The sequence below is a fragment of the Rhodococcus globerulus NBRC 14531 genome (genome assembly GCF_001894805.1).
GTDB classification, from domain to species: domain Bacteria; phylum Actinomycetota; class Actinomycetes; order Mycobacteriales; family Mycobacteriaceae; genus Rhodococcus_F; species Rhodococcus_F globerula.
On record NZ_BCWX01000003.1, the window covers coordinates 729,089 to 750,800 of the forward strand.

General features: G+C 62.2%; 23 protein-coding genes. 13 read left to right on the forward strand and 10 right to left on the reverse strand.

Annotation, left to right across the window (positions count from 1 at the left end; genetic code table 11):
* Positions 1-3: 3 nt before the first annotated feature.
* The gene (gene arsC / locus RG2_RS18715; protein ID WP_033234248.1) at positions 4-357 is read right to left on the reverse strand and encodes an arsenate reductase (glutaredoxin); all 354 of its coding nucleotides are present in this window, start codon (positions 355-357) and stop codon (positions 4-6) included.
* Positions 358-452: 95 nt separating this feature from the next.
* Between arsC and RG2_RS18720 the strand changes: the two genes are divergently transcribed.
* The 4 genes from RG2_RS18720 (at position 453) to RG2_RS18735 (ending at position 3,702) form a co-directional block, all read left to right on the forward strand.
* Positions 453-1,136 (forward strand): SDR family oxidoreductase, encoded by a 684-nt coding sequence (locus tag RG2_RS18720; RefSeq protein WP_033234400.1) that lies wholly within the window; start codon positions 453-455, stop codon positions 1,134-1,136.
* Complete coding sequence (locus RG2_RS18725; protein ID WP_033234249.1) at positions 1,136-1,498, forward strand: GntR family transcriptional regulator; 363 nt, start codon at positions 1,136-1,138, stop codon at positions 1,496-1,498. Before RG2_RS18720 ends, RG2_RS18725 begins: the two co-directional genes overlap by 1 nt.
* A 47-nt stretch (positions 1,499-1,545) precedes the next feature.
* Positions 1,546-1,977 carry a DoxX family protein gene (locus tag RG2_RS18730; protein WP_033234250.1) on the forward strand — a complete coding sequence of 144 codons (432 nt, stop codon included), beginning with the start codon at positions 1,546-1,548 and terminating at the stop codon, positions 1,975-1,977.
* 84 nt (positions 1,978-2,061) lie between these two features.
* Positions 2,062-3,702, forward strand: a complete 1,641-nt coding sequence (locus RG2_RS18735) for a BCCT family transporter (protein WP_033234251.1) — start codon at positions 2,062-2,064, stop codon at positions 3,700-3,702.
* A gap of 1 nt (position 3,703) precedes the next feature.
* Here the strand turns inward: RG2_RS18735 and RG2_RS18740 are convergent, their stop codons facing one another.
* Positions 3,704-5,263: a dolichyl-phosphate-mannose--protein mannosyltransferase gene (locus RG2_RS18740; RefSeq protein ID WP_033234252.1), complete on the reverse strand. Its 1,560-nt coding sequence runs from the start codon at positions 5,261-5,263 to the stop codon at positions 3,704-3,706.
* Positions 5,264-5,286: 23 nt separating this feature from the next.
* Here RG2_RS18740 and rsmI point away from each other — a divergent pair, with 23 nt between their 5' ends.
* A complete protein-coding gene (gene rsmI / locus RG2_RS18745; protein WP_033234253.1) occupies positions 5,287-6,117 on the forward strand; it encodes a 16S rRNA (cytidine(1402)-2'-O)-methyltransferase in 831 nt (276 codons plus the stop codon).
* A 7-nt stretch (positions 6,118-6,124) separates the two neighbouring features.
* On the opposite strand, the gene RG2_RS18750 is transcribed toward rsmI, so the two are convergent.
* Together RG2_RS18750 and metG are read right to left on the reverse strand one after the other, a co-directional pair.
* Positions 6,125-7,294, reverse strand: a complete 1,170-nt coding sequence (locus RG2_RS18750) for a DUF2786 domain-containing protein (protein WP_106939841.1) — start codon at positions 7,292-7,294, stop codon at positions 6,125-6,127.
* Between the two features lie 151 nt (positions 7,295-7,445).
* Positions 7,446-9,044, reverse strand: coding sequence for a methionine--tRNA ligase (gene metG / locus RG2_RS18755; protein WP_033234255.1), 1,599 nt, complete (start codon positions 9,042-9,044; stop codon positions 7,446-7,448).
* A 21-nt stretch (positions 9,045-9,065) separates the two neighbouring features.
* Between metG and RG2_RS18760 the strand changes: the two genes are divergently transcribed.
* The 3 genes from RG2_RS18760 to RG2_RS18770 all read left to right on the forward strand — a co-directional run bounded on the left by RG2_RS18760 (position 9,066) and on the right by RG2_RS18770 (position 10,677).
* Positions 9,066-9,893 carry a TatD family hydrolase gene (locus tag RG2_RS18760; RefSeq protein WP_033234256.1) on the forward strand — a complete coding sequence of 276 codons (828 nt, stop codon included), beginning with the start codon at positions 9,066-9,068 and terminating at the stop codon, positions 9,891-9,893.
* A gap of 77 nt (positions 9,894-9,970) precedes the next feature.
* Positions 9,971-10,255 (forward strand): hypothetical protein, encoded by a 285-nt coding sequence (locus RG2_RS18765; RefSeq protein WP_033234257.1) that lies wholly within the window; start codon positions 9,971-9,973, stop codon positions 10,253-10,255.
* On the forward strand, positions 10,252-10,677 hold the full coding sequence (locus RG2_RS18770) for a DUF6578 domain-containing protein (RefSeq protein ID WP_033234258.1): 426 nt from the start codon (positions 10,252-10,254) through the stop codon (positions 10,675-10,677). Before RG2_RS18765 ends, RG2_RS18770 begins: the two co-directional genes overlap by 4 nt.
* A gap of 36 nt (positions 10,678-10,713) precedes the next feature.
* On the opposite strand, the gene RG2_RS18775 is transcribed toward RG2_RS18770, so the two are convergent.
* Together RG2_RS18775 and RG2_RS18780 are read right to left on the reverse strand one after the other, a co-directional pair.
* Positions 10,714-11,481 carry an amino acid ABC transporter ATP-binding protein gene (locus RG2_RS18775; RefSeq protein WP_080711718.1) on the reverse strand — a complete coding sequence of 256 codons (768 nt, stop codon included), beginning with the start codon at positions 11,479-11,481 and terminating at the stop codon, positions 10,714-10,716.
* Positions 11,478-12,926, reverse strand: coding sequence for an amino acid ABC transporter substrate-binding protein/permease (locus tag RG2_RS18780; RefSeq protein ID WP_051730475.1), 1,449 nt, complete (start codon positions 12,924-12,926; stop codon positions 11,478-11,480). Before RG2_RS18780 ends, RG2_RS18775 begins: the two co-directional genes overlap by 4 nt.
* Positions 12,927-13,162: 236 nt before the next feature.
* On the opposite strand from RG2_RS18780, the gene RG2_RS18785 reads away from it, so the two are divergent.
* Genes RG2_RS18785 through rsmA form a run of 3 tightly spaced genes read left to right on the forward strand, consistent with a single transcriptional unit; the run spans position 13,163 to position 16,357 of the window.
* On the forward strand, positions 13,163-14,287 hold the full coding sequence (locus RG2_RS18785) for a resuscitation-promoting factor (protein WP_033234259.1): 1,125 nt from the start codon (positions 13,163-13,165) through the stop codon (positions 14,285-14,287).
* A 35-nt stretch (positions 14,288-14,322) separates the two neighbouring features.
* Positions 14,323-15,450: a resuscitation-promoting factor gene (locus RG2_RS18790; protein WP_033234260.1), complete on the forward strand. Its 1,128-nt coding sequence runs from the start codon at positions 14,323-14,325 to the stop codon at positions 15,448-15,450.
* Positions 15,451-15,460: 10 nt separating this feature from the next.
* Positions 15,461-16,357: a 16S rRNA (adenine(1518)-N(6)/adenine(1519)-N(6))-dimethyltransferase RsmA gene (rsmA, locus tag RG2_RS18795; protein WP_033234261.1), complete on the forward strand. Its 897-nt coding sequence runs from the start codon at positions 15,461-15,463 to the stop codon at positions 16,355-16,357.
* A gap of 60 nt (positions 16,358-16,417) precedes the next feature.
* Here the strand turns inward: rsmA and RG2_RS18800 are convergent, their stop codons facing one another.
* From RG2_RS18800 to RG2_RS18805, 3 genes are read right to left on the reverse strand one after another with little or no spacing between them, the layout of a single operon-like run.
* Entirely contained in the window at positions 16,418-18,655 is a 2,238-nt protein-coding gene (locus RG2_RS18800; RefSeq protein ID WP_033234262.1) for a heavy metal translocating P-type ATPase, read from the reverse strand.
* Positions 18,652-18,819, reverse strand: coding sequence for a hypothetical protein (locus RG2_RS31870; protein ID WP_155276682.1), 168 nt, complete (start codon positions 18,817-18,819; stop codon positions 18,652-18,654). Before RG2_RS31870 ends, RG2_RS18800 begins: the two co-directional genes overlap by 4 nt.
* A gap of 5 nt (positions 18,820-18,824) precedes the next feature.
* Positions 18,825-19,034, reverse strand: a complete 210-nt coding sequence (locus RG2_RS18805; RefSeq protein ID WP_033234263.1) for a heavy-metal-associated domain-containing protein — start codon at positions 19,032-19,034, stop codon at positions 18,825-18,827.
* Between the two features lie 313 nt (positions 19,035-19,347).
* On the opposite strand from RG2_RS18805, the gene RG2_RS18810 reads away from it, so the two are divergent.
* A complete protein-coding gene (locus RG2_RS18810; protein ID WP_033234264.1) occupies positions 19,348-19,551 on the forward strand; it encodes a cold-shock protein in 204 nt (67 codons plus the stop codon).
* A gap of 98 nt (positions 19,552-19,649) precedes the next feature.
* On the opposite strand, the gene RG2_RS18815 is transcribed toward RG2_RS18810, so the two are convergent.
* Complete coding sequence (locus RG2_RS18815) at positions 19,650-20,618, reverse strand: helix-turn-helix transcriptional regulator (RefSeq protein ID WP_033234265.1); 969 nt, start codon at positions 20,616-20,618, stop codon at positions 19,650-19,652.
* A 116-nt stretch (positions 20,619-20,734) separates the two neighbouring features.
* Between RG2_RS18815 and RG2_RS18820 the strand changes: the two genes are divergently transcribed.
* On the forward strand, positions 20,735-21,703 hold the full coding sequence (locus tag RG2_RS18820; protein ID WP_033234403.1) for an ABC transporter ATP-binding protein: 969 nt from the start codon (positions 20,735-20,737) through the stop codon (positions 21,701-21,703).
* Positions 21,704-21,712: the final 9 nt, after the last annotated feature.

A 21,712-nucleotide genomic window follows, 5' to 3' on the forward strand; every position in this document is an offset into this window, starting at 1 on the left:
TGCCTAGAGGATTTCTTCGACCTTGTCTGCCGGGCGGGCGAGGACAGTGCCCTTGTCAGTGACGACAAAGGGGCGTTCGATGAGAATCGGGTGTTCGATCATGGCGTCGAGGATCTTGGACTCGGATGCGTCGGCGAGCCCGAGTTCCTTGTACTGCGATTCACGCTTACGAACTGCCTGGCTGGGAGTGAGGCCGGCGTCGGAGAGGAGTTTTTCCAGTTCCGAACGGGTAGGCGGTGTATCGAGGTACATGACGACGGTCGGTTCGATGTCGTGTTCACGGAGCCGGGCGAGAACAGTTCGTGAGGTGTTGCACCGTTGATTGTGGAAGATCGTTGCAGAGGCCATGGTCGTCATTGTGCCTGGCGTGATCAGCTGCCCGGTCGGGAAGTGGGAACAAACGGCCCCTTCCGGTGCGCTGGACTGAAGTACCGACGTACGAGGAGTGGATGATGACGGAACATCGAAGTGTCGACGAACGGCGAGTGGCGATTGCCGGAGGTCACGGCAAGATCGCGCAGCACCTCATATTTTTGCTGGCCGGACATGGTGATCGGCCGGTTGCGCTGATCCGCAATCCGGATCACGAGGGTGCGGTCCGGACGTTGGGCGCATTTCCCGTAGTGATCGACCTGGAAACGGCCACCGTCGACGAACTCGCGAAGGTGCTGGCCGGGTGCGATGTTGCAGTTTTTGCGGCGGGAGCCGGTCCGGGGAGTGGAATTGCGCGTAAGGACACAGTCGATCGGGCGGCAGCGGTACGGCTTGCCGACGCGGCGGAAAAAGCGGGTGTTCGTCGTTTCATCCAGATCAGTGCGATGGGCGCCGGCGAACCGGTTGCGGAGGGGACCGACGAGGTTTTTGCCGCGTACCTCGAAGCCAAGACGGCCGCCGAGGACGATCTGCGTTCTCGCACGGGCTTGGAGTGGACGATCATTCGTCCGGGGCTTCTCACCGATGACGATCCGATCGGTGAGGTAACTCTGGCCGAGCCTCCGGTTGCGCGTGGATCGGTCAGTAGGGCTGATGTAGCGGCGGTGATCGAGGCGTTGATCGATGCGCCCGCGAGTGTCGGCAAGACGTTGGTTCTGACGTCCGGCTCCGATCTTGTTCGCGACGCGGTTGATGCCTTGTGATGACCGGTATCGTGATCGACCACGGTTCTTCCGTGGCGCCGTACGACCAACTACGCCAACAGATTATCGAACAGGTGCAGACCGGGGGGCTGATAGCGGGGGCCAAGATTCCCACGGTTCGGGCGCTGGCAACGGACCTGGGTTTGGCGGCGAATACCGTCGCAAAAGCGTATCGGGTGCTCGGCGAGCAGGGGGTGATCGAGACCCGCGGGAAGCAGGGCACCTTCATTGCGTCGGGAAGTGATCCGGTACGAGCGCAGGCGGAGCAGGCGGCGACGGCTTTCGTGAAAGATGTGCGTGCGCTCGGATATTCGGATGACGAGATACTGACTATGGTCGAGGCCGCATTGAGAGGCGCGTGACGCAGCCTTAAGTTGACGCTTCAACTTAAAGCTGTCAGGCTTGCACCATGAATTCGTCGATCGTCCGTGACCTCGGACTCCTCATCGCTCGCATCGGCCTTGGCATCATCTTCATCGCCCACGGTTGGCAGAAGTTCTTCACGTACAAGATCGCCGGAACGCAGGCGTCATTCGAAATGATGGGCGCGCCCCTGCCCAAGGTGTCGGCGATTCTTGCAGCCACGATCGAACTCGGCGGCGGAATCCTGCTCATTGCCGGCGTCCTGACTCCGCTTGTCGGTGTGCTGCTGTTCCTCGACATGGTGGGCGCCTTCTTCATCGTCCACTCGGGCAACGGCATTTTTGTCGACGCTGGTGGCTACGAACTGGTACTTGCGCTCGGTGTCGGCTCGCTGCTGATCGCCACGATCGGAGCCGGTCGTATTAGCGTGGACGGATTGATTGGCAAAGGCAACGGTTGGTTGAAAACCGCAGCGTAAGGCGTATTTCGGGGCGGGTCCGGCAGGTGTCGGGCCCGCCTTCGCTATTGCTTTTGTTCGCGCGAGTGACCAACGTATTGTCCTATGGTGACGAAATCTGATCCTTCAGAGCAGAATTCCGGTGCCAACGAGGACCGACCGACGAATGGGTTCACACGAGTAGGTGTGCGAACCGATTACGTGGTTTTTTCCGTAACGGCAGTGGCGGTCTTGGCAATTCTCGTGTGGGGCCTCGTTGCCCCCGACAATCTGAACTCGGTGACGGGGAGCATTCTCGACTGGCTCGTCGTCAACATCGGCTGGCTCTTCGTTCTCGCGGCGTCGGCTTTTGTGCTGTTCTCCATCTACCTCGCCGTCAGTCGGTTCGGAGACATTCCACTCGGCAAGGACGGTGAGAAACCGGAGTTCCGGACCGTCAGTTGGATTGCGATGATGTTCAGCGCCGGAATGGGAATCGGCCTGATGTTCTTCGGTGTCGCCGAACCATTGGCGCACTACGTCAATCCACCACCTGGCACCGACGGCGGTATCGGAACCGCTATGGCAACCACCATGTTCCACTGGGGGCTTCATCCCTGGGCGATGTATGCCGTTGTGGGCCTTGCCATTGCGTACGGATCGTATCGGCGTGGACGCAAGCAGCTTTTCAGCTCGGCTTTCATCCCACTGCTCGGGCGTCGGGCTGAAGGTCCGATCGGCAAGATCATCGATATTCTTGCCATCTTCGCGACTCTCTTCGGCACGGCCGCATCACTGGGACTCGGCGCCCTGCAAATCGGCTCGGGATTCCAGGTGGTCGGGTGGATGCAAGAAGTGAGTGTCTTCCTCCTCGTTTCCATTGTCGCGGTGTTGACCTTGGCCTTTGTCGCATCGGCAGTCTCGGGCGTTTCCAAGGGAATTCAGTGGTTGTCGAACATCAACATGGTGCTCGCGTTGATCTTGGCGCTCTTCGTGTTCGTACTCGGACCGACAGTTCTGATCCTCAACCTTCTGCCCACCACCATCGGCGCCTACGCGTCGGACCTCGCCCAGATGTCGGCAAGGACCGGAGCGTCGTCGAATCCCGAGACAGGAGAGTGGCTGTCGTCCTGGACCATCTTCTACTGGGCCTGGTGGGTGTCCTGGACACCGTTCGTGGGAATGTTCTTGGCGCGCATCAGTCGTGGGCGCACTATCCGTCAGTTCATCGTTGGTGTCATTGTCGTGCCGACGACGGTGAGCCTGTTGTGGTTCTCGATCTTCGGCGGTGCCGGGATCGGTGAGGAGCGAGACGGAATCGATCTCGCGAGCCGGGGTTCCGAGGAAGCGCAGTTGTTCGGGATGCTCGACAATCTCCCGCTCGCTGGCGTTACGACCGTCCTGGTCATGCTGCTCGTAGCGGTGTTCTTCGTCTCGGGCGCAGACGCCGCGTCGATGGTGATGGGCACTCTCTCGCAGCGGGGAACTCTCGAGCCGAGTCGGTGGGTCGTGGTGTTCTGGGGTGTGTTGACCGGTGGCGCCGCGGCGCTATTGCTGTGGACCGGCGGTTCCGAAGCGCTCGAGGGCTTGCAGACGATGACGATCATCGCGGCCGCGCCATTTGTCGTCGTGATGATCGGCCTGTGCTTCTCGCTCTACCGAGATCTGTCACACGACCCGATCATCGTCGCTGCCCGAGAACAGAAACGAGCGCTTCTCCAAACCCGACGAGTCCGACGAGGCACTCGCGTTCGGCGCGATACCTGAGCTATTTCCAGCTCGGCAACCACAGATGGTTCTGCCACGATTCCGGAGTGATCGGCATCGCGGTCAAGATGGGCCACAGGTAGACGAAGTTCGCGACAACCAGCCCGATGTACAGGCTGACCGCGAGCAATCCTGTGGTGCGTCGCTCGACGGAATCCGTTGCCTTGCCAAGTACGTCACCGAGTGTCAGCGCAAATCCCATGACCATGAACGGTGCGAGCGCAACGCCGTAGAAGAAGTACATCTGACGGTCCATCGTGGCGAACCAGGGGAGGTAGGCGGCGGCGTATCCGGTGAGAACAACGGCATAGCGCCAGTCACGCCGAACGAACGTCTTCCAGATCGCCCACGCCAACATGGGCAGCGCCAGCCACCACATCGCCGGCGTGCCGATCAGCATGATCGCCTTGACGCAGGTGGCCGCCCCACAGCCCGTCACCTGCTCGCCGTCGGCGTAGTAGTAGAGCATCGGACGAAGACCCATGGGCCACGTCCAGGGTTTCGATTCCCACGGGTGGTGGTTGCCCGCGGAGTTCGTCAGGCTCGAGTGGAAGGTGAGCACGTTGCCGCTGTAATACCAGAGGGAACGCAGCGCCGACGGTATGAAACTCCACGTTCCGCCCTCGCCGATCTCGTTGCCGACGGCATGGCGATCGACGCCCGTCTCGCTCGCAAACCAGGCCCAGTAGCTGGCCAGGTAGACGCCGATCGGGATGACGACCAACGCGTACAGAGCGGGGCCGATGTCGCGGATCGCGGTGCCGAACCATGGCCGCTGCACACGGTAGGCGCGGCGTGCGGACAGGTCGAACGCGACGCTGAGGAGTCCGAAGAACAAGATGAAGTACATCCCGGACCATTTGGTGCCGCAGGCCAATCCGAGCAGGATGCCGGCGCCGAATCGCCACCACCGGAACCCGAGCCGTGGACCCCATTCGGAATCGCCGATCCGACCCTCGGCGTAAGCGGTGGCCATCCGTTGCCGAACCTGGTCACGGTCGACGATCAGGCAGCCAAGCGCGGCGAGAACAAAGAATGCGAGAAAAATGTCGAGCATGCCCAGGCGGGACGAGACGAACGTGACTCCGTCGACGATCAGCAGAATGCCGGCAATCGCGCCGATGAGCGTCGAACGTGTCATCCGTCGAACGATCCGAATGATCAGCAGCACCATCAAGGTTCCGACCAATGCCGACGAGAACCGCCAACCCCAGCCGTTGTAACCGAAGATCGCTTCACCGATTGCGATCATCTGCTTGCCGATCGGCGGGTGCACCACCAATCCGTAACCGGGGTTGTCTTCGATCCCGCCGCCTGTCAGCACCTGCCAGCCTTGCGGCGCATAGTGCTTCTCGTCGAATACGGGAGTGCCGGCGTCCGTGGGATAGGCGAGCATCGTGAACCGGGTGATTGCGGCGATCGTGGTGATCACGGCGGTGACGATCCAGCCACGCAACCGGTCCGTGGGGCCGAAGTCCGGGGCGGGTACGAGCGGCGCTGGACTACGCACTACCCGATCGCCACTGGCGGGCGTTGGCCGCTCGTCCGTCTGCACAGTCACTCGGCAATCGTAGGCTGTCAGGTATGACTGGTCGCTTGGTACTCGCCGCAACACCCATGGGAGACGTCGGTGACGCGTCTCCGCGTCTGCGCGACGCTCTCGCAACCGCCGACGTCGTGGCGGCCGAGGACACCCGACGCACCAAGTCGCTGGCCTCGGCACTTGATGTCACGATCACCGGAAAGGTGGTCAGTTTCTACGATCAGGTGGAGATTGCGCGACTTCCCGCGCTGGTCGCCGACGTTGCCGGCGGCAAAACCGTCCTCCTGGTGACCGACGCCGGTATGCCGTCGGTCAGTGATCCCGGATACCGCCTTGTTGCTGCATGTGTGGCTGAGAACTTGAAGGTCACCTGCCTGCCTGGCCCGTCCGCAGTGACTACTGCCCTCGCGCTGTCAGGGCTGCCCGTCGAGCGCTTCTGCTTCGACGGTTTCCCGCCGCGCAAGGGTGGACAACGCAAGACCTGGTTCGCGGGACTGCTCACCGAGCAGCGCGCGTGTGTGTTCTTCGAGGCGCCGCATCGCCTGGCCGATTGCCTGGCCGACGCCGTCGAGGTGCTCGGCCCGGACCGGCGCGCTGCCGTTTGCCGCGAGTTGACCAAGACCTACGAAGAGGTGAAGCGCGGAACTCTCGGCGAACTCGCCGCGTGGGCTGCCGAAGGTGTGCGCGGCGAAATCACAGTAGTGCTCGAAGGTGCTGTTCTGGTGGCCTCCGATCCGGCCGATCTGGTCGAGGAAGTGGAACGCCTGGTCGAGGGCGGAGCACGTCTGAAAGACGCGTGCGCCCTCGTCGCCACCCCCGGTGTGTCGAAGCGCGAACTGTACGAAACGGTGCTGGCTGCTCGTAAGGACTAGCGCTGGGCTAACGGCGCACTGCCGGTGCTCCCGGCCGGAGGTTGGCGTCGTCGGCAGCCGCTTGGCCGGCGTGCCACCCTTCGGCGTCGACGGACCGTCCGCGAGCTTTGCGGGTTCGCGGGAACAACCGATCGAATTCGGTGTCGACGGCAGCCGACGTGGTAGCGAGAATCGGCAGGAGATCGGCCACATCCATCGACGCGGCGTCGGCGGCTTCTGCGGTGGCTTTGGTGCCGGCGTCGCGGAGACGTTGACCGATTCGATTGGCAAACCCGGTGAGGAAGCCCTTGCGGAACGACGTGGTTCTGGAGCCGCCGCGATTGCTGGTGTCGGCGAATTGCATTGCGCGGGTTGCCTGCACGAGTAGCGACGTGAAGAGCATGTCGACCTGTTGGAGATCGACGGGCGTGCCGATGACGGTCGCGATGGACACCTCGCTGAACCACACGGCGCGCACGCGGTTGGAATCACCGATTGCAGTGAGGAGATGGACTTTCTCTTTCACGTAGGGGTTGTCGAGGTGGATGCGACGCCCGTTGACGGCGGTATCGGTGATGCCGGTGCGATTGTGCAGAAGTGCCGCATCGATGGCGTACCGCGTCATCAACTCCTGCGCCTTCTCGGTGAATGATTCGGCTTCTTCGGCGAAGTTGGTGGCCTCGGCTTTGGCGAGTAATCCACGAATTCGCTTGAGTACCTTGGCGTCAACTTCAGCGCCAGTGCCCGCGTAACTCGTGTCGGTGCGCTGCGGCGGCCAGGTAGACGGCGGCGCGAGCAACAGATTCCACGGCGCGAGTCGCGTCCAGTGCAGCGCTACCTCGGCAATTTGGGAGACGAGGAAATAGGGATCTTCGAACAGGAGTCCGGCCGCGAGGGATCGAAAAACGTCCTCGTCCAGAGTGATTCGTGACGCGATGCGATCGGCATTGGGGAACTGCTCCCGAATAGACGCAAGTTGCCCAACCCATTCGAGGGGTGCGCGGTCGGCGGCCCTGGTTCGGGCGGCGTCGAGTAGGACGGCGGTGGCAACAAGATCGGCGTTCGAGGGATCTTTGCTGCGACGGGCAAGGTGAACAAGATCGGCAGGTTGCCACCCTCGTTCGTAGACGCCGGCAAGTTCGGTGATCAAGGCCTCGGCAGCTGCGACAGATTGAGGACTGACTTCGTGAGAGGACACGCGGGTTCCGTTCCATGGCAGCGTCTGCGAGGAGGCAGCGGCTCGAAAGTATGTTCTATCGGGTGTCATGGACGCAGTGTGCACGTGGGGTCCGACACAACTGGCTCAGGCCAGATGCGGCGGACCCCACGAAAGGCGTCACACGGCTACGTCACTCGTCGACGAAACGAGGGAAAACGGGTGCCGGAGCAGGCAGTTTACGGTTCGCGTCGATGCGTACCGCGATGTCGGTGAATTGACGGCTCTCTTCGCTCTGCCCAAGCAGATCGAGGATCCGCGACGCCGCGTCGGGCATGACCGGCTGAACGAGAATGCCGACGATACGGACCACTTCGATCGTCACGTAGAGGACGGTTGCCATACGTGCCGGATCGGTCTTGCGCAGGACCCACGGTTCTTGCTTGGAGAAGTACCGGTTGGTCTCGCCGAGCACGCCCCAGATGGCTTCCAGCGCGAGGTGTAGAGCCTGCACGTCGAACTCGCTGCGGCACTTGGTGAGCAAGGCGTCCGCCGACGCCAGCATCGCCAGGTCGTCCTCGGTGAACTCACCGGGGGTGGGTACCTGGGCGTCGCAGTTCTTCGCGACCATCGTCAGCGAACGTTGCGCGAGATTGCCGAGTTCGTTCGAGAGATCAGCATTCATGCGAGTCACGATCGCTTCGTGGCTGTAGCTGCCGTCCTGGCCGTACGAGATCTCACGGAGCAGGAAGAAGCGGACTGCGTCGAGGCCGTACTGATCGACCATGGCGATGGGGTCGACGACGTTGCCGACCGACTTCGACATCTTCTCGCCCTTGTTGTACAAGAAGCCGTGAACGAAGACCCGCTCCGGCAGCTCGATGCCCGCGGACATGAGGAACGCCGGCCAGTAGACGGTGTGGAACCGCGTGATGTCCTTGCCGATGATGTGCAGGCTTGCGGGCCAGAACTTCTTGAACTCCTCCGAGTCGGCGTTCGGGTATCCGACGCCCGTCAGGTAGTTGGTGAGGGCGTCTACCCAGACGTACATGACGTGGTCCGGGTCGCCCGGAACCTTGACGCCCCAGTCGAACGTGGTGCGCGAGATCGAGATGTCCTTGAGGCCGCTCTTGACGAAGCTGACGATCTCGTTACGGCGTGTCGTGGGGGCGATGAACTCGGGGTGCTCTTCGTACAGCGCGAGCAAACGCTCCTCGTACGCCGAGAGGCGGAACGTGTAGTTGGACTCCTCGGTCCACTCCACCGGGGTGCCGGTCTCGGTGGACTGGCGGGTGCCGTCCTCCAGAAGCGTGGTCTCGGCTTCGGTGTAGAAGGCCTCGTCCCGAACCGAGTACCAACCCGAGTACGTGTCGAGGTAGATGTCGCCGGATGCGGCCATCTTCTCCCAGATCGCCTTGCTGGCGACCTGGTGATCAGCGTCCGTGGTGCGGATGAACCGGTCGTACGAGATGTTCAGGACCTTGTCGAGGTTCTGGAACACGTCGGAGTTCCGAGCCGCGAGTTCCCGAACGTCGATGCCCTCTTTGATCGCAGTCTGCTGCATCTTCAGACCGTGCTCGTCGGTACCGGTCATGAAGAACACTTCATGTCCGTCCAACCGCTTGAAGCGGGCGAGCGCGTCCGAAGAGATGTACTCGTACGCGTGGCCGATGTGCGGAGCACCGTTGGGATACGCGATCGCTGTCGTGATGTAGAACGGCGATCGTTCCGCGCCTTCCGGGGCGGCGGAGTCCGGGCGCGGGGTCTGGGAGGGTGAGGCAGGCACAGTCATGGTGCGCTTACTCTATCGGGCGTGAGCAAAGACCGTCCCGCCCCCGATGCCCCTGAGCCCTTGTCGCCTCTGATCGACGCCCATACGCACCTCGACGCGTGTGGCGCGCATGACGCTGCGAGTGTGGCCGAAATAGTCGACCGAGCCGAGGCCGTCGGCGTCGGGCGGGTCGTCACGGTGGCCGACGACCTCGACGCCGCCCGCTTTGCCGTCGACGCTGCGAACTGGGATTCCCGCGTGTACGCCGCCGTCGCAATCCACCCGACCAGGGCGAACGTTCTCGACGCCGATACTCGCGCCGAGATCGAGCGGTTGGCGTCGGATCCGCGGGTCGTCGCCGTGGGGGAGACGGGCCTCGACCTTTACTGGCCCGGCAAGCTCGATGGGTGCGCCACCATCGAGGAGCAGGTCGACGGTTTCCGGTGGCACATCGATCTGGCGAAGCGGTTGGGCAAGACGCTGATGATTCACAACCGCGAAGCCGACCAGGACTTGCTGCGCGTGCTGAACGAGGAAGGCGCGCCGGAGACAGTGGTGTTCCACTGCTTCTCCTCGGATTCGGAGATGGCGCGGGCATGCATCGACGCCGGGTACGTGCTCAGTTTTTCGGGAACCGTGAGTTTCAAGAATGCGAAGGCTCTCCGTGAGGCTGCGCTATTGGTGCCGTCGGATCAGCTGATCGTCGAAACGGATGCGCCGTTCCTGACGCCCCATCCGTTCCGTGGCGCTCCTAACGAGTCGTACTGCCTCCCGTACACCGTGCGCGCATTGGCCGATATCCGCGGCGAGGATCCGGAGGCTCTGGCAGCGGCGTCGACTGCGACAGCGGAGCGGGTCTACAAGCTCTGAGCGCTATTCTGAGCTGACAGGTAACTCCGCGCCCGGGACCGTCGTGTCCCGGCCCGTCCACTGCGCGGAGTATTCAGATGAATGACTACATCTATCCCGGCGACACCGTCACAGTCCGCATCGAAGCGTGGGAATTCGAGTGTTGTGCGCCGCTGCCGGTTGTCGGCGAAGGATCTCCGTGGGCTTTGCGCCCGATGCGTGACTCGTTGTGGTTCGACGGGGTAATGCCGGGGAGCATCGATCACGTTCGCGTCGAGAAAGTCCCGAGCCACTTTCGGGGAATGCCGTCGCTGGTTAGTGGTAGTCGCGGATGGATGGAGACGGCCGTCGTCGTTGAGTTGGCTGTTCCTGCGAGGGCGTGAGGGCGCACAGCTACACCGAGCCGACGCCGGTGGAATCCTCGGTCGAGATCCTCACCGTTCACATCGACATGGGTGAAATCGAATGTTGCGGGCCATATCCGGTTGTCGGAGACGAGTGTTCGTGGACGCTGACTCCGCGCGCCGACACCGGCAGGTTCGACGGTTGGGTTCACGGCGGGATGCCGGCGTCAGGAGTTAGGACCGCAGGTGTAGTCCTCGGGATCCTTGTGGTCACGACGACGTACGAGGAAGTCGGAAGTCCACGCGTGTGGTTGCCCGTCGCAGGCAGTGAGACCTATCGACGGGTCGATGCGAGTCCTCGGTGGTTCCGGAGGTTCGGTGATTTCGACGTCGGTCCGCAGAACCGGATCGAGACCGGTGTGGTCGTCGAGTTGGCCGCCCCCTGTGCGCCTTTCCGGTAGTCGGCGCTACCAGAAAGGCGCACAGGGGCGGAGCCCCTAAAGCACCTTCCCCAGGAAATCCTGGGTGCGCTTCTGCTGCGGATTGCCGAACAGGTTTTCCGGCTTCCCTTCCTCGACGATGTAGCCGTCGGCCATGAAGATGACGCGATCGGATACCTCGCGCGCGAATCCCATTTCGTGGGTCACGACGACCATGGTCATGCCCTGCTTCGCGAGGTCGCGCAACACCTGCAGAACCTCGCCCACCATTTCGGGGTCGAGGGCGCTGGTGGCCTCGTCGAAGAGCATGATGTCCGGGCTCATGGCGAGTGCGCGGGCGATGGCAACACGCTGCTTCTGACCGCCGGACAGACTCGCGGGCTTGGCGTCGGCCTTCTCGGCGAGACCGACCTGACCTAGCAGTTTCGCCGCGATCTCACGTGCCTGTTCCTTTGTGGAACGGCCCGTCTGGATCGGAGCGAGCATCACGTTTTCGATGACGGTCATGTGGGGGAAGAGATTGAAGTGCTGGAACACCATGCCGATGTGTTGGCGCACTTTGTCGATATCGACGTTCTTGTCCGTCAGGTCGAACTGGTCGACGCGCACGGTGCCTGCGGTGATGTCCTCGAGGCGGTTGAGGCAGCGTAGGAAGGTGGACTTGCCCGATCCGGACGGCCCGATGACGCACACCACTTCGCCGTTCTTGATGTCGACGTCGAGGCCTTTGAGGACCTCGTTGTCGCCGAACGACTTTTTCAGTCCCTTGACTTCGATCTTGATTTCGGTGTCTGGCTTGCTCATGTTGACGGCTGTTTCGGTCACTTGTTGATCCTCTTTTCGAGGCGGTTCGAGAACTTGGTGAGCGCCATGATGATGATGAAGTACATGGCGCCGATGATCAGCCACATGTTGAAGGACTGGAAGTTGCGCGCGATGATGATGCGCCCGGTCTGAGTGAGCTCAGCCAGTCCGATGACCGACAGGATCGACGTGTCCTTGAGGGTGATGACGAACTGGTTGATGTACGACGGGATCATCGTGCGAATTGCCTGCGGCATGATGACTTTCCGCATTGTCTTCATGTAGCTGATGCCGAGGCTGCGTGATGCCTCCATCTGGCCCTTGTCGACGGCCAGGATTCCGCCGCGCACGATCTCGGCCATGTAGGCGCCGGCGTTGAGCGAGAGCGTGATGACACCGGCGGTGAATGCCGACATCTGGAAGTGCAGAGCGGCCGGGATGCCGAAGTAGATGAAGAACGCTTGCACCAGAAGCGGCGTGCCACGGAAGATATCGACGTAGGCGGTACCGATTCCGCGGACGACGATGTTTGTCGATACGCGGCAGAGTCCGAAGATCGCACCCAGGACAAGAGCGATCGCGATCGAGACGACCGACAGAACGATGGTCAGCCACAGACCTTTGAGCAGTTGTGGGTATGTGCTCTTGATCAGCCCGATGATGGAGTTGTCGGACGAGGTGGCGTCCTGGCCGAGGAACTGCGAGAGGATCTCGTCGTACTCGCCGCTGTCCTGCAGGTTCGCAAGTCCGGCGTTGAACATCTCGAGCAGTTCGGCGTTCTGGCCCTTGTTGACGGCAAAGCCGTAGCTTGCGCCGGCTTCCTTCTCGGTCACGGTTTTGAGTCCGTTGCCCTGGGTGATGCCGTAGGCCAGCACGGGGTAGTCGTCGAACACGGCGACGGAGTTACCCGTGCGGACCTCGTCGTACATGCTGGCGGAGTCGGCGAAGTAGACAGTCGTGAATCCGTATTGATCCTTGATGGATTCGGCGAACGTGGCGCCTTCGGTGCCGTTCTTGACGGCGACGCGTTTGCCCTTCAGGTCCTCGTAGGACTTGACGTCGTTGTTCGATTCGAGCACTGCCATCTGCACGCCCGACTCGAAGTACGGGTCGGAGAAGTCGAAGACCTGCTTGCGGGCGTCGGTGATCGACATGCCGGCGATGACGCCGTCTGCCTGGCCGGCCTGGACTGCTTGCAGAGCTGCGTCGAATCCCAATTGCTTGATCTCGACGTTGAATCCCTGATCCTCGGCGATGGCCCGGATCAGTTCCATGTCGATGCCGGTGAGATTGCCGTTTTCGTCCTCGAATTCGAACGGGGCGAACGTGACGTCGGTGGCGATGATGTACGTCCGGCCCGGCTGCGCCGACGCGATGCCTGGAGCGAACAGCGCTGCGATGAGCGCCAGAAGGATGGCCAGGATCGGCCACCTCGGGTTACGGGGTTTGTCGACTTTTCTTCGCACTCTCGCCCAGCTTTCGTATGTCACGCCCGGGATCGCCGGACTGCTTATGACCAGACGAGAACATACTGCGCGCCGCGCTGAATCGGTACACCGTTAACTGAGGTAAAAAGTTACCGACCTGCGACACGCCGTGTTTATTCCGTGACAAAAGTCGCAATTCGTGACCGTTTGGTTGCCGAAGCGGTGTGTGGCCGTTACCGTATTGTGATCGAACGTCGTCTGCCTTGGGATTTCCTGTGTCGCCTTTTGCCAAGATCAACTCCACGAAGTCACCACTTCTCTATTCGATGGTGGCGGCGCTGCTCCTGACGCTTGTTGTCGGTGGGCTGCTCGTGGTGGTTCAGCACAAGACGATCACGCTCGACGTCGACGGCGAGATGATCTCGCTGTCCACCATGTCGAGCAGCGTCGGTGGCGCTTTGGACAAGGCCGGATACGAGGTGGATCCGAAGGACGCACTTGCGCCCAGTTCCGACGCCTCCCTGGCCGACGGTGACACTGTCGTTCTGCGACGCGCACGTGAGCTGGACTTGACCGTCGACGGCAAGCAGCAGACGGTGTGGACCACCGCGCTGACCGTGGACGAAGCGTTGAAGCAGTTCGACGTGGCCGACGACTTTGCCGTATCGGCGTCACGCTCGCATCGTTTGCCGCTCGAACGCACGGAACTCGACGTGATCAGCCCCAAGGTTGTCAACGTTGCGGACGGCGGTGCGCCCGCTACGGAAATCAAGCTTGCCGCCGCTACTGTCGGTGATCTTCTGGCCGCACGCAATGCTCCGCTCGAGCAGGCCGATACCGTTGTTCCGCCCGCCGAGACTCCTGTCACTGACGGGCTCACCGTCGAAATTACCCGGTCGCGCACCGACACCCGTGTCGAGAACCAGCCGATTCCCGCGCCGGAGAACAAGATCGACGATCCGTCGCTCGAGAAGGACTCGACCGTCGTCGAAAACCCGGGAGTTCCCGGTGAGCGCACGGCGACCATCGAGGTCAAGACCGTCAATGGTGTCGAGGCAGCGCGTACTGAGCTTTCTGCGACCGTGGTCAAGGAACCTGTTGCCGCGGTAGTGAAGGTCGGCATCAAAGAGCCTGCGGTACCGGCAATTTCCAATGCGGCGACCTGGGATGCGATTGCGCAGTGTGAGGCCACCGGCAACTGGGCGATCAACACCGGCAATGGTTTCTACGGCGGATTGCAATTCACCCAGAGCACCTGGCAGGCATTCGGCGGTGGCGAGTACGCATCGCGTGCCGACCTCGCAACCCGTGAGCAGCAGATCGCGATCGGCGAGAAGGTTCGCGCCGGTCAGGGCTGGGGCGCATGGCCTTCGTGCACAAGCAAATTGGGTCTGCGCTAGCCGCGCACTGACCCCGGACCAGAAGTCAGGAACCTATGTCACCGCTTGCGAAGCTCAACTCGACGCGATCACCGCTGTTGTATTCGATGATCGCCGCGTTGCTTCTCACGCTGGTGGCCGGTGGAATTCTGGCTGTGGTCAACCACAAGACCATCACTCTCGATGTCGACGGTGAGCAGATTCGCCTGAGCACCATGGCGAGCAACGTCGACGGCATTCTCGAAGATGCGGGCTATTCGATCGGTGACAAGGACGCTGTTGCACCGGCATCGGACGCGTCCGTGTCCGACGGTGACACCGTCGTGCTGCGTCGGGCGCGCGAGATCACCTTGACGGTCGACGGTCAGCAGAAGTCCGTGTGGACAACAGCTCTCACAGTCGAAGATGCCTTGAAGCAACTCGATGTTGCTGCAGATGTTCATGTTTCGGCTTCACGTTCGCAGCGTCTTCCGTTGGACGGCGCAGCGCTCGATGTCCTCACGCCTGTTGTCGCAAAGCTGACTGACGGAGCACATGCGACGACGGATGTCCGGCTCGCAGCTCCCACTGTCGGTGAGTTCTTGACCGCCAACGGAACTCCGCTCGCAGCTGCGGACACCGTTGTTCCCGCAGCAGATGCGCCGCTCACCGAAGGCCTCGAGATCACGGTGACGCGCAATATCACCGAAAGCCGAGTGGAGACCTTGCCGCTCGATCCGCCGGATCAGCGCATCGAGGATCCGACCATGAATCAGAGCCGAACGATCGTCGAGAACCCGGGAGTGCCCGGCGTTCGTGACGTCACATTTGCGGTCAATCTGGTCAACGGTGTCGAAACCGGTCGCACGCCTGTTGCCGAGACGATCACCACACCCGCGCAACCCAAGGTTGTCCGCGTCGGTACCAAGCCGGGCACCGAGGTGCCGCCGGTCGAGAACGGCAGCACGTGGGATGCGCTCGCTCAGTGTGAGGCCACCGGCAACTGGGCTATCAACACCGGCAACGGTTTCTACGGCGGCGTGCAGTTCGACCAGAACACCTGGGAACGACAGGGCGGGCTCAAGTACGCTGCCCGCGCCGACCTCGCGACCCGCGAGGAGCAGATCGCCATTGCCACGCAGACCCAGCGTACCCAGGGCTGGGGCGCATGGCCGTCGTGCTCGGGTCGTCTCGGACTGGGTTAAGTTCTTACCTGTGTCAGACGCCGAATCGAACCAACCCATCGCCACCCCTCGCGGGCAGGCAGCGCTGCTCGGCCCGGCCGAGGTGCGCGCTCTTGCCGAGGAATTCGGTGTGCGCCCCACAAAGCAGTTGGGGCAGAACTTCGTTCACGACGCCAACACCGTGCGACGCATCGTCACTACCGCCGGCGTCACCCGTGACGACGTGGTTCTCGAGGTCGGACCAGGTCTCGGCTCACTGACCATGGCCTTGATGGACGTCGTGGACCGTGTCATCGCGGTGGAGATCGATCCGAATCTGGCGGCTCGTCTGCCCAAGACGGTGTCCGAGCGCGCTCCTGAACTGGCAGATCGTCTGACGGTGGTGGAGGCCGACGCCATGCGCGTGTTGCCGTCGCAGATCCCGGGGGAGCCGACGGCTCTGGTCGCGAACCTTCCGTACAACGTGGCGGTGCCGGTGCTGTTGCACCTGTTCGCGTCGCTGCCGAGCCTGCGTACCGCGCTGGTGATGGTGCAAGCCGAGGTCGCTGATCGTTTGGCTGCTGATCCGGGAAGCAAGATCTACGGCGTCCCGAGCGTCAAGGCCAATTTCTTCGGTGAGGTCCGCCGTGCCGGCGCCGTGGGTCGCAATGTGTTCTGGCCGGCGCCCAAGGTGGAGTCCGGTCTGGTACGGATCGACCGTTACGCCGAGCCGCCGTGGCCGATGGACGAGCAGCACCGCAAGCGTGTTTTTGCCGCGATCGACGCAGCTTTTGCTCAGCGTCGCAAGACCTTGCGAGCAGCACTCAGTGGTTGGGCGGGTTCGCCGGCTGAAGCGGAGCGCAGGCTCCTTGCTGCCGGAATCGAGCCGCAGACGCGTGGCGAGATGCTCGACGCAGCGGCGTTTGTGCGTTTGGCAGGAGTCGAATAACCCTGTGCGCCTTTCTGATAGCCATCGCTACCAAAAAGGCGCACAGGGGCCGAAGGCCCCTTACTTGAACCGGCGCAGCCTCAGGCTGTTGCTCACCACGAACACGCTGCTGAATGCCATCGCGGCACCGGCCAGCATCGGGTTCAGCAGTCCCGCCGCCGCGAGGGGGATAGCTGCCGTGTTGTAGGCAAAGGCCCAGAACAGGTTGCCCTTGATTGTTTTCAGTGTCTTGCGAGACAATCTGATTGCATCCGCTGCCGAGCGAAGGTCACCGCGAACCAGTGTGATGTCGCTGGCTTCGATTGCGACATCGGTGCCGGTACCCATCGCCAGACCGAGATCGGCCTGAGCCAAAGCCGCCGCGTCGTTGACGCCGTCGCCGACCATGGCCACGACGCGTCCCTCCGCCTGCAGTTTCTTGACGGCGTCGACCTTGTCGGCTGGCATGACCTCGGCAAATACGGTGCTGATGCCCACCTGGTCTGCGACGGTCCGGGCGACGGTCTTGTTGTCGCCTGTCAGTAGGATCGGTTCGAGGCCGAGTGCCTTCAACTGCGCTATCGCCTCGGCGCTGGTGTCCTTGACGGCGTCGGCTATCACGAGGACGCCGCGTGCCGCTCCGTCCCAGCCGACTGCGATGGCGGTGCGGCCCGCCTTTTCTGCTTCGATCTTTGCAGCCCGCAGGTTCTCGGGCAACGTCATAGCCCAGTCTTCGAGCAATGCCTCACGGCCGGCTACTACAGCGTGGCCGTCGACCATTCCCTGAACGCCTCGTCCGGCGGCGTTCACGAAGTCGGAGACCGCGGGAAGTTCGCCCACTGTTTCCTTGGCACCCTTGGCAATTGCCGCAGCAATCGGGTGCTCGGAGCGATGTTCGAGAGCGCCCGCCAAACGCAAGACGTCATCGATACTCGTTCCGTCGGCTGCGATGGTGTCGAGCAGAGTCATCTGGCCGGTGGTGACGGTGCCGGTCTTGTCGAGGACGATGGTGTCCACTGCGCGAGTCGATTCCAGCACTTCGGGGCCCTTGATCAGGATTCCCATCTGGGCGCCTCGACCGGTGCCGACCAACAGTGCGGTGGGTGTTGCCAATCCGAGTGCACAGGGGCAGGCGATGATCAGGACGGCGACGGCCGCGGTGAACGCCATCTCGATTCCGTTTCCGCTACCGAGCCAGTAACCCAGTGTGGCAACGGCAATCGCGATGACAATCGGAACAAAGATGCCCGCAATGCGATCGGCGAGACGCTGAACGTCAGCCTTACCGTTCTGTGCGTCTTCGACAAGTGCTGCCATTTGGGCGAGTTGCGTGTCGCTGCCGACTCGGGTGGCCCGGACGGACAGGGTGCCGCCTACGTTAACGGTGGCTCCGACAACGCTGTCGCCGACGCCTACCTCCTCGGGCACCGATTCGCCGGTCAGCATGCTCAGGTCTACGGCGGAGCGGCCTTCGGTGATGACTCCGTCGGTGGCGATCTTCTCACCTGGGCGGACGATGAAGACGTCGCCGGTGACAAGATCTTCGGCCGGGATTCTGACCTCGGCACCGTCTCGCAGGACTGCAACGTCTTTTGCGCCGAGTTCCATGAGTGCACGCAGCGCCGCACCCGAGGTGCGCTTGGACTTGTGCTCGAAGTAGCGTCCGGCCAACACGAAGGTGATCACACCTGCGGCGACCTCGAGATAAATGTTGGCGGTGCCGTCCATTCGGTCGACGGTGAGCGAAAACGCGTGTTTCATCCCGGCTTCGCCGGCTGTGCCGAAGAACAGCGCGTACAGCGACCACAGGAACGCGGCAATGGTGCCGATGGAGATGAGGGTGTCCATCGTGGCTGCGCCGTGCCGGAGGTTGATCCAGGCGGCGCGATGGAAAGGCAGAGCCGCCCAGACGATGACAGGGGCCGCCAGTGTGAGAGAGAGCCACTGCCAGTTCGTGAACTGAAGTGCGGGGATCATCGCCATCGCGATGACGGGAACCGAGAGTAGGGTCGAGACGATCAGCCGGGTGCGCAGTTCGCGGAGGTCACGATCCTGTGGGGTCTCCACGTCTGCGTCGGCGGTGGTGGCAGGCGGCGTGGGTAGCGCTGCCGAGTAGCCCGCATTTTCTACGGTGGCGAGCAGTTCATCTACCCCGACGGTGTCGGGGTACGAGACCTTGGCCTTCTCCGTGGCGTAGTTGACCGTGGCACTGACGCCGTCGATCTTGTTGAGTTTCTTCTCGATTCGAGCGGCGCACGACGCGCAGGTCATTCCCGTGATGGCGAGTTCGACGCTACCGACGGTGGTGGGTGTACTCATCGGTGACCTTCCTCATGGGGTGCAGGCGTGTTCGATGTGCTGGACGCCGGCGCGTGGCTCGGGCTCTCGACAGGGTTTCCGACTGCCGCCCCCACACCGAAGGCGGCGCCGAATACGACGACCAGGCCTCCGGCGTAGGCGGCAAGTGTTGCCGATGTGCGCATGGCCGTCAGCTGTCTACGACGGCGTAGCCGGCTTCGTCGACTGCCGCGGCGATGTCGGTTGCGGATACGGGGGCGTCACTCGTGACGCTGACGCGGCCGCTGGCCAGATCGACGTCGACGGCGGTCACTCCGGCGATGTTGCCGATCTCTTCCTTGACGGATCCGACGCAGTGTCCGCAGGTCATTCCGGAAACGGTGTATTCGGCGGTGGTCATGGGAGATCCCTTCGGTTGACTGGCTCTATTGTACGGATACCCCGTGTAGGTATCGCTTCGAGATTCAAGGTACCCCCAGGGGGTATGCCTGTCAATGGGCTGGACTGTGATCTGACACTCGAGCGAGACAAAGTCGAGGATCTATGATCTACTTGTGTTGGTCGTAAGTGTTTGTGTTTGTGTTTCCACGCTCGCAAATGGTTAAGTTGCGAGCGTTTGGACATCCTCCACGGATTTGTCTCAGAACGGTCGTAGTAAGTGACCCGGGCGGTCGCAGTGACAGCCTGTAGACACTGTGTTAGAGGAGATTTACATGGCAGAGGGCATCGTGAAGTGGTTCAACTCCGAGAAGGGGTTCGGCTTCATTGCTCCCGAAGACGGCAGCGCTGACGTCTTCGTTCACTACTCCGAGATCCAGAGCGGCGGCTTCCGCACGCTCGAGGAGAACCAGCGTGTTGCGTTCGAGATCGGTCAGGGCAACAAGGGCCCGCAGGCCACCGGCGTTACCGTCGTCTAAGACGTCCATGTGAGCCGGGCAACCGGCGCATGACGTACTCGACAAAACCTCAACTCTTTTTGGGTTGGGGTTTTGTTGTATCCGAATGAAAAGTGTTGTCAGGCATTACGATAGCGGGCGGTGATCACAGCCTGCTCCTCGGCGATTATTCGACATTCCGCGCGTAGTTCGGGTGGATTCAGCACTGTGAAGTCCACCTCGAAGGCCCGCAGCCATTGTGCGACGGAGCGCAGTGAATTTCCGGAAAGTGCTATGACGCAGCGATTTTCGCCGTCGGATTCCACTGATCCCCACTGATCGCTGACCATCGGCGCGATCTGTTCGATGGGCGCATGGAGCAGAACTGTTGCGCGCGTGGACGAAAAGGCGCGGGCGACTCCTCGGGACACGAACTCCGCTGCCCCGCCCTGAGGTAGCTCTCGAGGCGAAAAACGTGGTCCGGTAGGAATTTTGGGTTCCATTCGGTCGACGCGAAATGACCGCCAGTCTTCCCGTGAGAGATCCCACGCCACCAGGTACCACCGCACGCCCGACCGCACGAGGCGGTACGGCTCCACTTCGCGGCGGCTCTGCGTGCCGTCATGGGTGGCGTAGTCGAACCGAAGTCGCTCGTGGTTGTGGCACACCGATGCGATGGCGGACAGGACGGACGCGTCCACTGCGCTTGTGGCCGGTTCACGCGGCACCACATCGATCTGCAGCGATTCCAAGCGGTAGCGCAGCCGGGGCGGCATGATCTGGCGGAGCTTGGCAAGAGCACGCATCGAGGCCTCGCCGATGCCGACCACCGAGCCGGTGGCGCCGGACTGTAATGACAACGCCACCGCAAGTACTTCTTCGTCGTCGAGTTGAAGGGGAGGCATCTCGGCCCCGGCGCCGAGACGGTATCCACCACCGACACCCACCGTCGCGTCCACCGGATATCCGAGGTCGCGTAGGCGGTCGACGTCGCGGCGAACGGTGCGCGGTGTGATTGCAAGCTTGTCTGCGAGTTCGGCGCCGGACCAGTCTCGACGGGTCTGGAGTAGCGACAGCAACCGCAGTAGACGAGCTGATGTCTCCTTCATGAAATTCAGTGTCGCAGAGATTGAGGACTGTAACGGTCCTCAATTGATTCTAGGTTTATCCGCATCCGGGAAATCGAGAAGAAATGTGGGGCTCAATCATGAATCACAGCAGTCCGATGATCGAGACGAAGTCGCTCACCAAGCACTTCTCGCAGGGTAAGAACCTTGTCGAAGCGGTCAAAGGCGTGACGCTCGATGTTGCGGAGGGGGAGTTGGTAGCCCTGTTGGGGCCGAACGGCGCCGGCAAGTCGACGACGCTGCGCATGTTGACTACTTTGCTCGAACCGACCTCAGGCAGTGCGCGCATCGCTGGCTTTGATGTGTCCGATGCGCGAAGCGAGGTGCGTTCGCGTCTCGGATACGTCGGACAGGGCAATGGCGCCGGCCACAACCAGCGGGTTCGCGACGAATTGGTGACGCAGGGACTGTGTTACGGAATGTCCAAGCCGGATTCACAGGGTCGGGCTGACGAACTTCTCACCGATCTGGAACTCGCGGATCTCGGAACTCGCAAGGTCAGCACGCTGTCAGGAGGTCAGCGCCGACGGCTCGATATTGCACTCGGCCTGGTACATCGGCCACCGCTACTGTTTCTCGACGAGCCCACGACGGGCATGGACCCGCAGAGTCGGGCCAATTTGTGGGATCACATACTCCGGTTGCGGCGCGAGATGGGCACGACAATCGTGTTGACGACGCACTATCTCGAAGAAGCGGATTCGATGGCGGAGCGAGTCATCGTCATCGACGAGGGGACCGTGATCGCCGACAACACGGCCGCCGCGCTGAAGGCGGACCTTGCGGGCGATCATCTGTCGCTGACGTTCGAGACCGAAGAGGCTGCCGCAGTTGCGGCGTCGGTGGCGCAGCAACTTGTCACGGTGCGGGAGACTGCCGTCGACGGACTCATGGTGAGTATTCGTGCGAGCGAGGGTGATTCGACGCTCCCGGTGCTTCTGCGCGAAGCGGATGCGCGGGGTGCCCGCGCTCTGGCCGCCGACATCACCCGCCCGACGCTCGACGACGTCTTCCTCACCCTGACCGGACGCAGCCTGCGCGAGAGCGCTGCCGCAGTCGCTTCCTAGAGCACTCGA

Bases quoted from the DNA above. Each gene is read 5' to 3' on its own strand.
- RG2_RS18730 (WP_033234250.1), top strand. From the start codon at position 1,546: ATGAATTCGTCGATCGTCCGTGACCTCGGACTCCTCATCGCTCGCATC.
- RG2_RS18790 (WP_033234260.1), top strand. From the start codon at position 14,323: ATGTCACCGCTTGCGAAGCTCAACTCGACGCGATCACCGCTGTTGTAT.
- RG2_RS18720 (WP_033234400.1), top strand. From the start codon at position 453: ATGACGGAACATCGAAGTGTCGACGAACGGCGAGTGGCGATTGCCGGA.
- metG (WP_033234255.1), bottom strand. From the start codon at position 9,044: ATGACTGTGCCTGCCTCACCCTCCCAGACCCCGCGCCCGGACTCCGCC.
- RG2_RS18735 (WP_033234251.1), top strand. From the start codon at position 2,062: ATGGTGACGAAATCTGATCCTTCAGAGCAGAATTCCGGTGCCAACGAG.
- RG2_RS31870 (WP_155276682.1), bottom strand. From the start codon at position 18,819: ATGCGCACATCGGCAACACTTGCCGCCTACGCCGGAGGCCTGGTCGTC.
- RG2_RS18820 (WP_033234403.1), top strand. From the start codon at position 20,735: ATGATCGAGACGAAGTCGCTCACCAAGCACTTCTCGCAGGGTAAGAAC.
- arsC (WP_033234248.1), bottom strand. From the start codon at position 357: ATGACGACCATGGCCTCTGCAACGATCTTCCACAATCAACGGTGCAAC.
- rsmI (WP_033234253.1), top strand. From the start codon at position 5,287: ATGACTGGTCGCTTGGTACTCGCCGCAACACCCATGGGAGACGTCGGT.
- RG2_RS18805 (WP_033234263.1), bottom strand. From the start codon at position 19,034: ATGACCACCGCCGAATACACCGTTTCCGGAATGACCTGCGGACACTGC.
- RG2_RS18810 (WP_033234264.1), top strand. From the start codon at position 19,348: ATGGCAGAGGGCATCGTGAAGTGGTTCAACTCCGAGAAGGGGTTCGGC.
- RG2_RS18800 (WP_033234262.1), bottom strand. From the start codon at position 18,655: ATGAGTACACCCACCACCGTCGGTAGCGTCGAACTCGCCATCACGGGA.
- RG2_RS18765 (WP_033234257.1), top strand. From the start codon at position 9,971: ATGAATGACTACATCTATCCCGGCGACACCGTCACAGTCCGCATCGAA.
- RG2_RS18725 (WP_033234249.1), top strand. From the start codon at position 1,136: ATGACCGGTATCGTGATCGACCACGGTTCTTCCGTGGCGCCGTACGAC.
- RG2_RS18815 (WP_033234265.1), bottom strand. From the start codon at position 20,618: ATGAAGGAGACATCAGCTCGTCTACTGCGGTTGCTGTCGCTACTCCAG.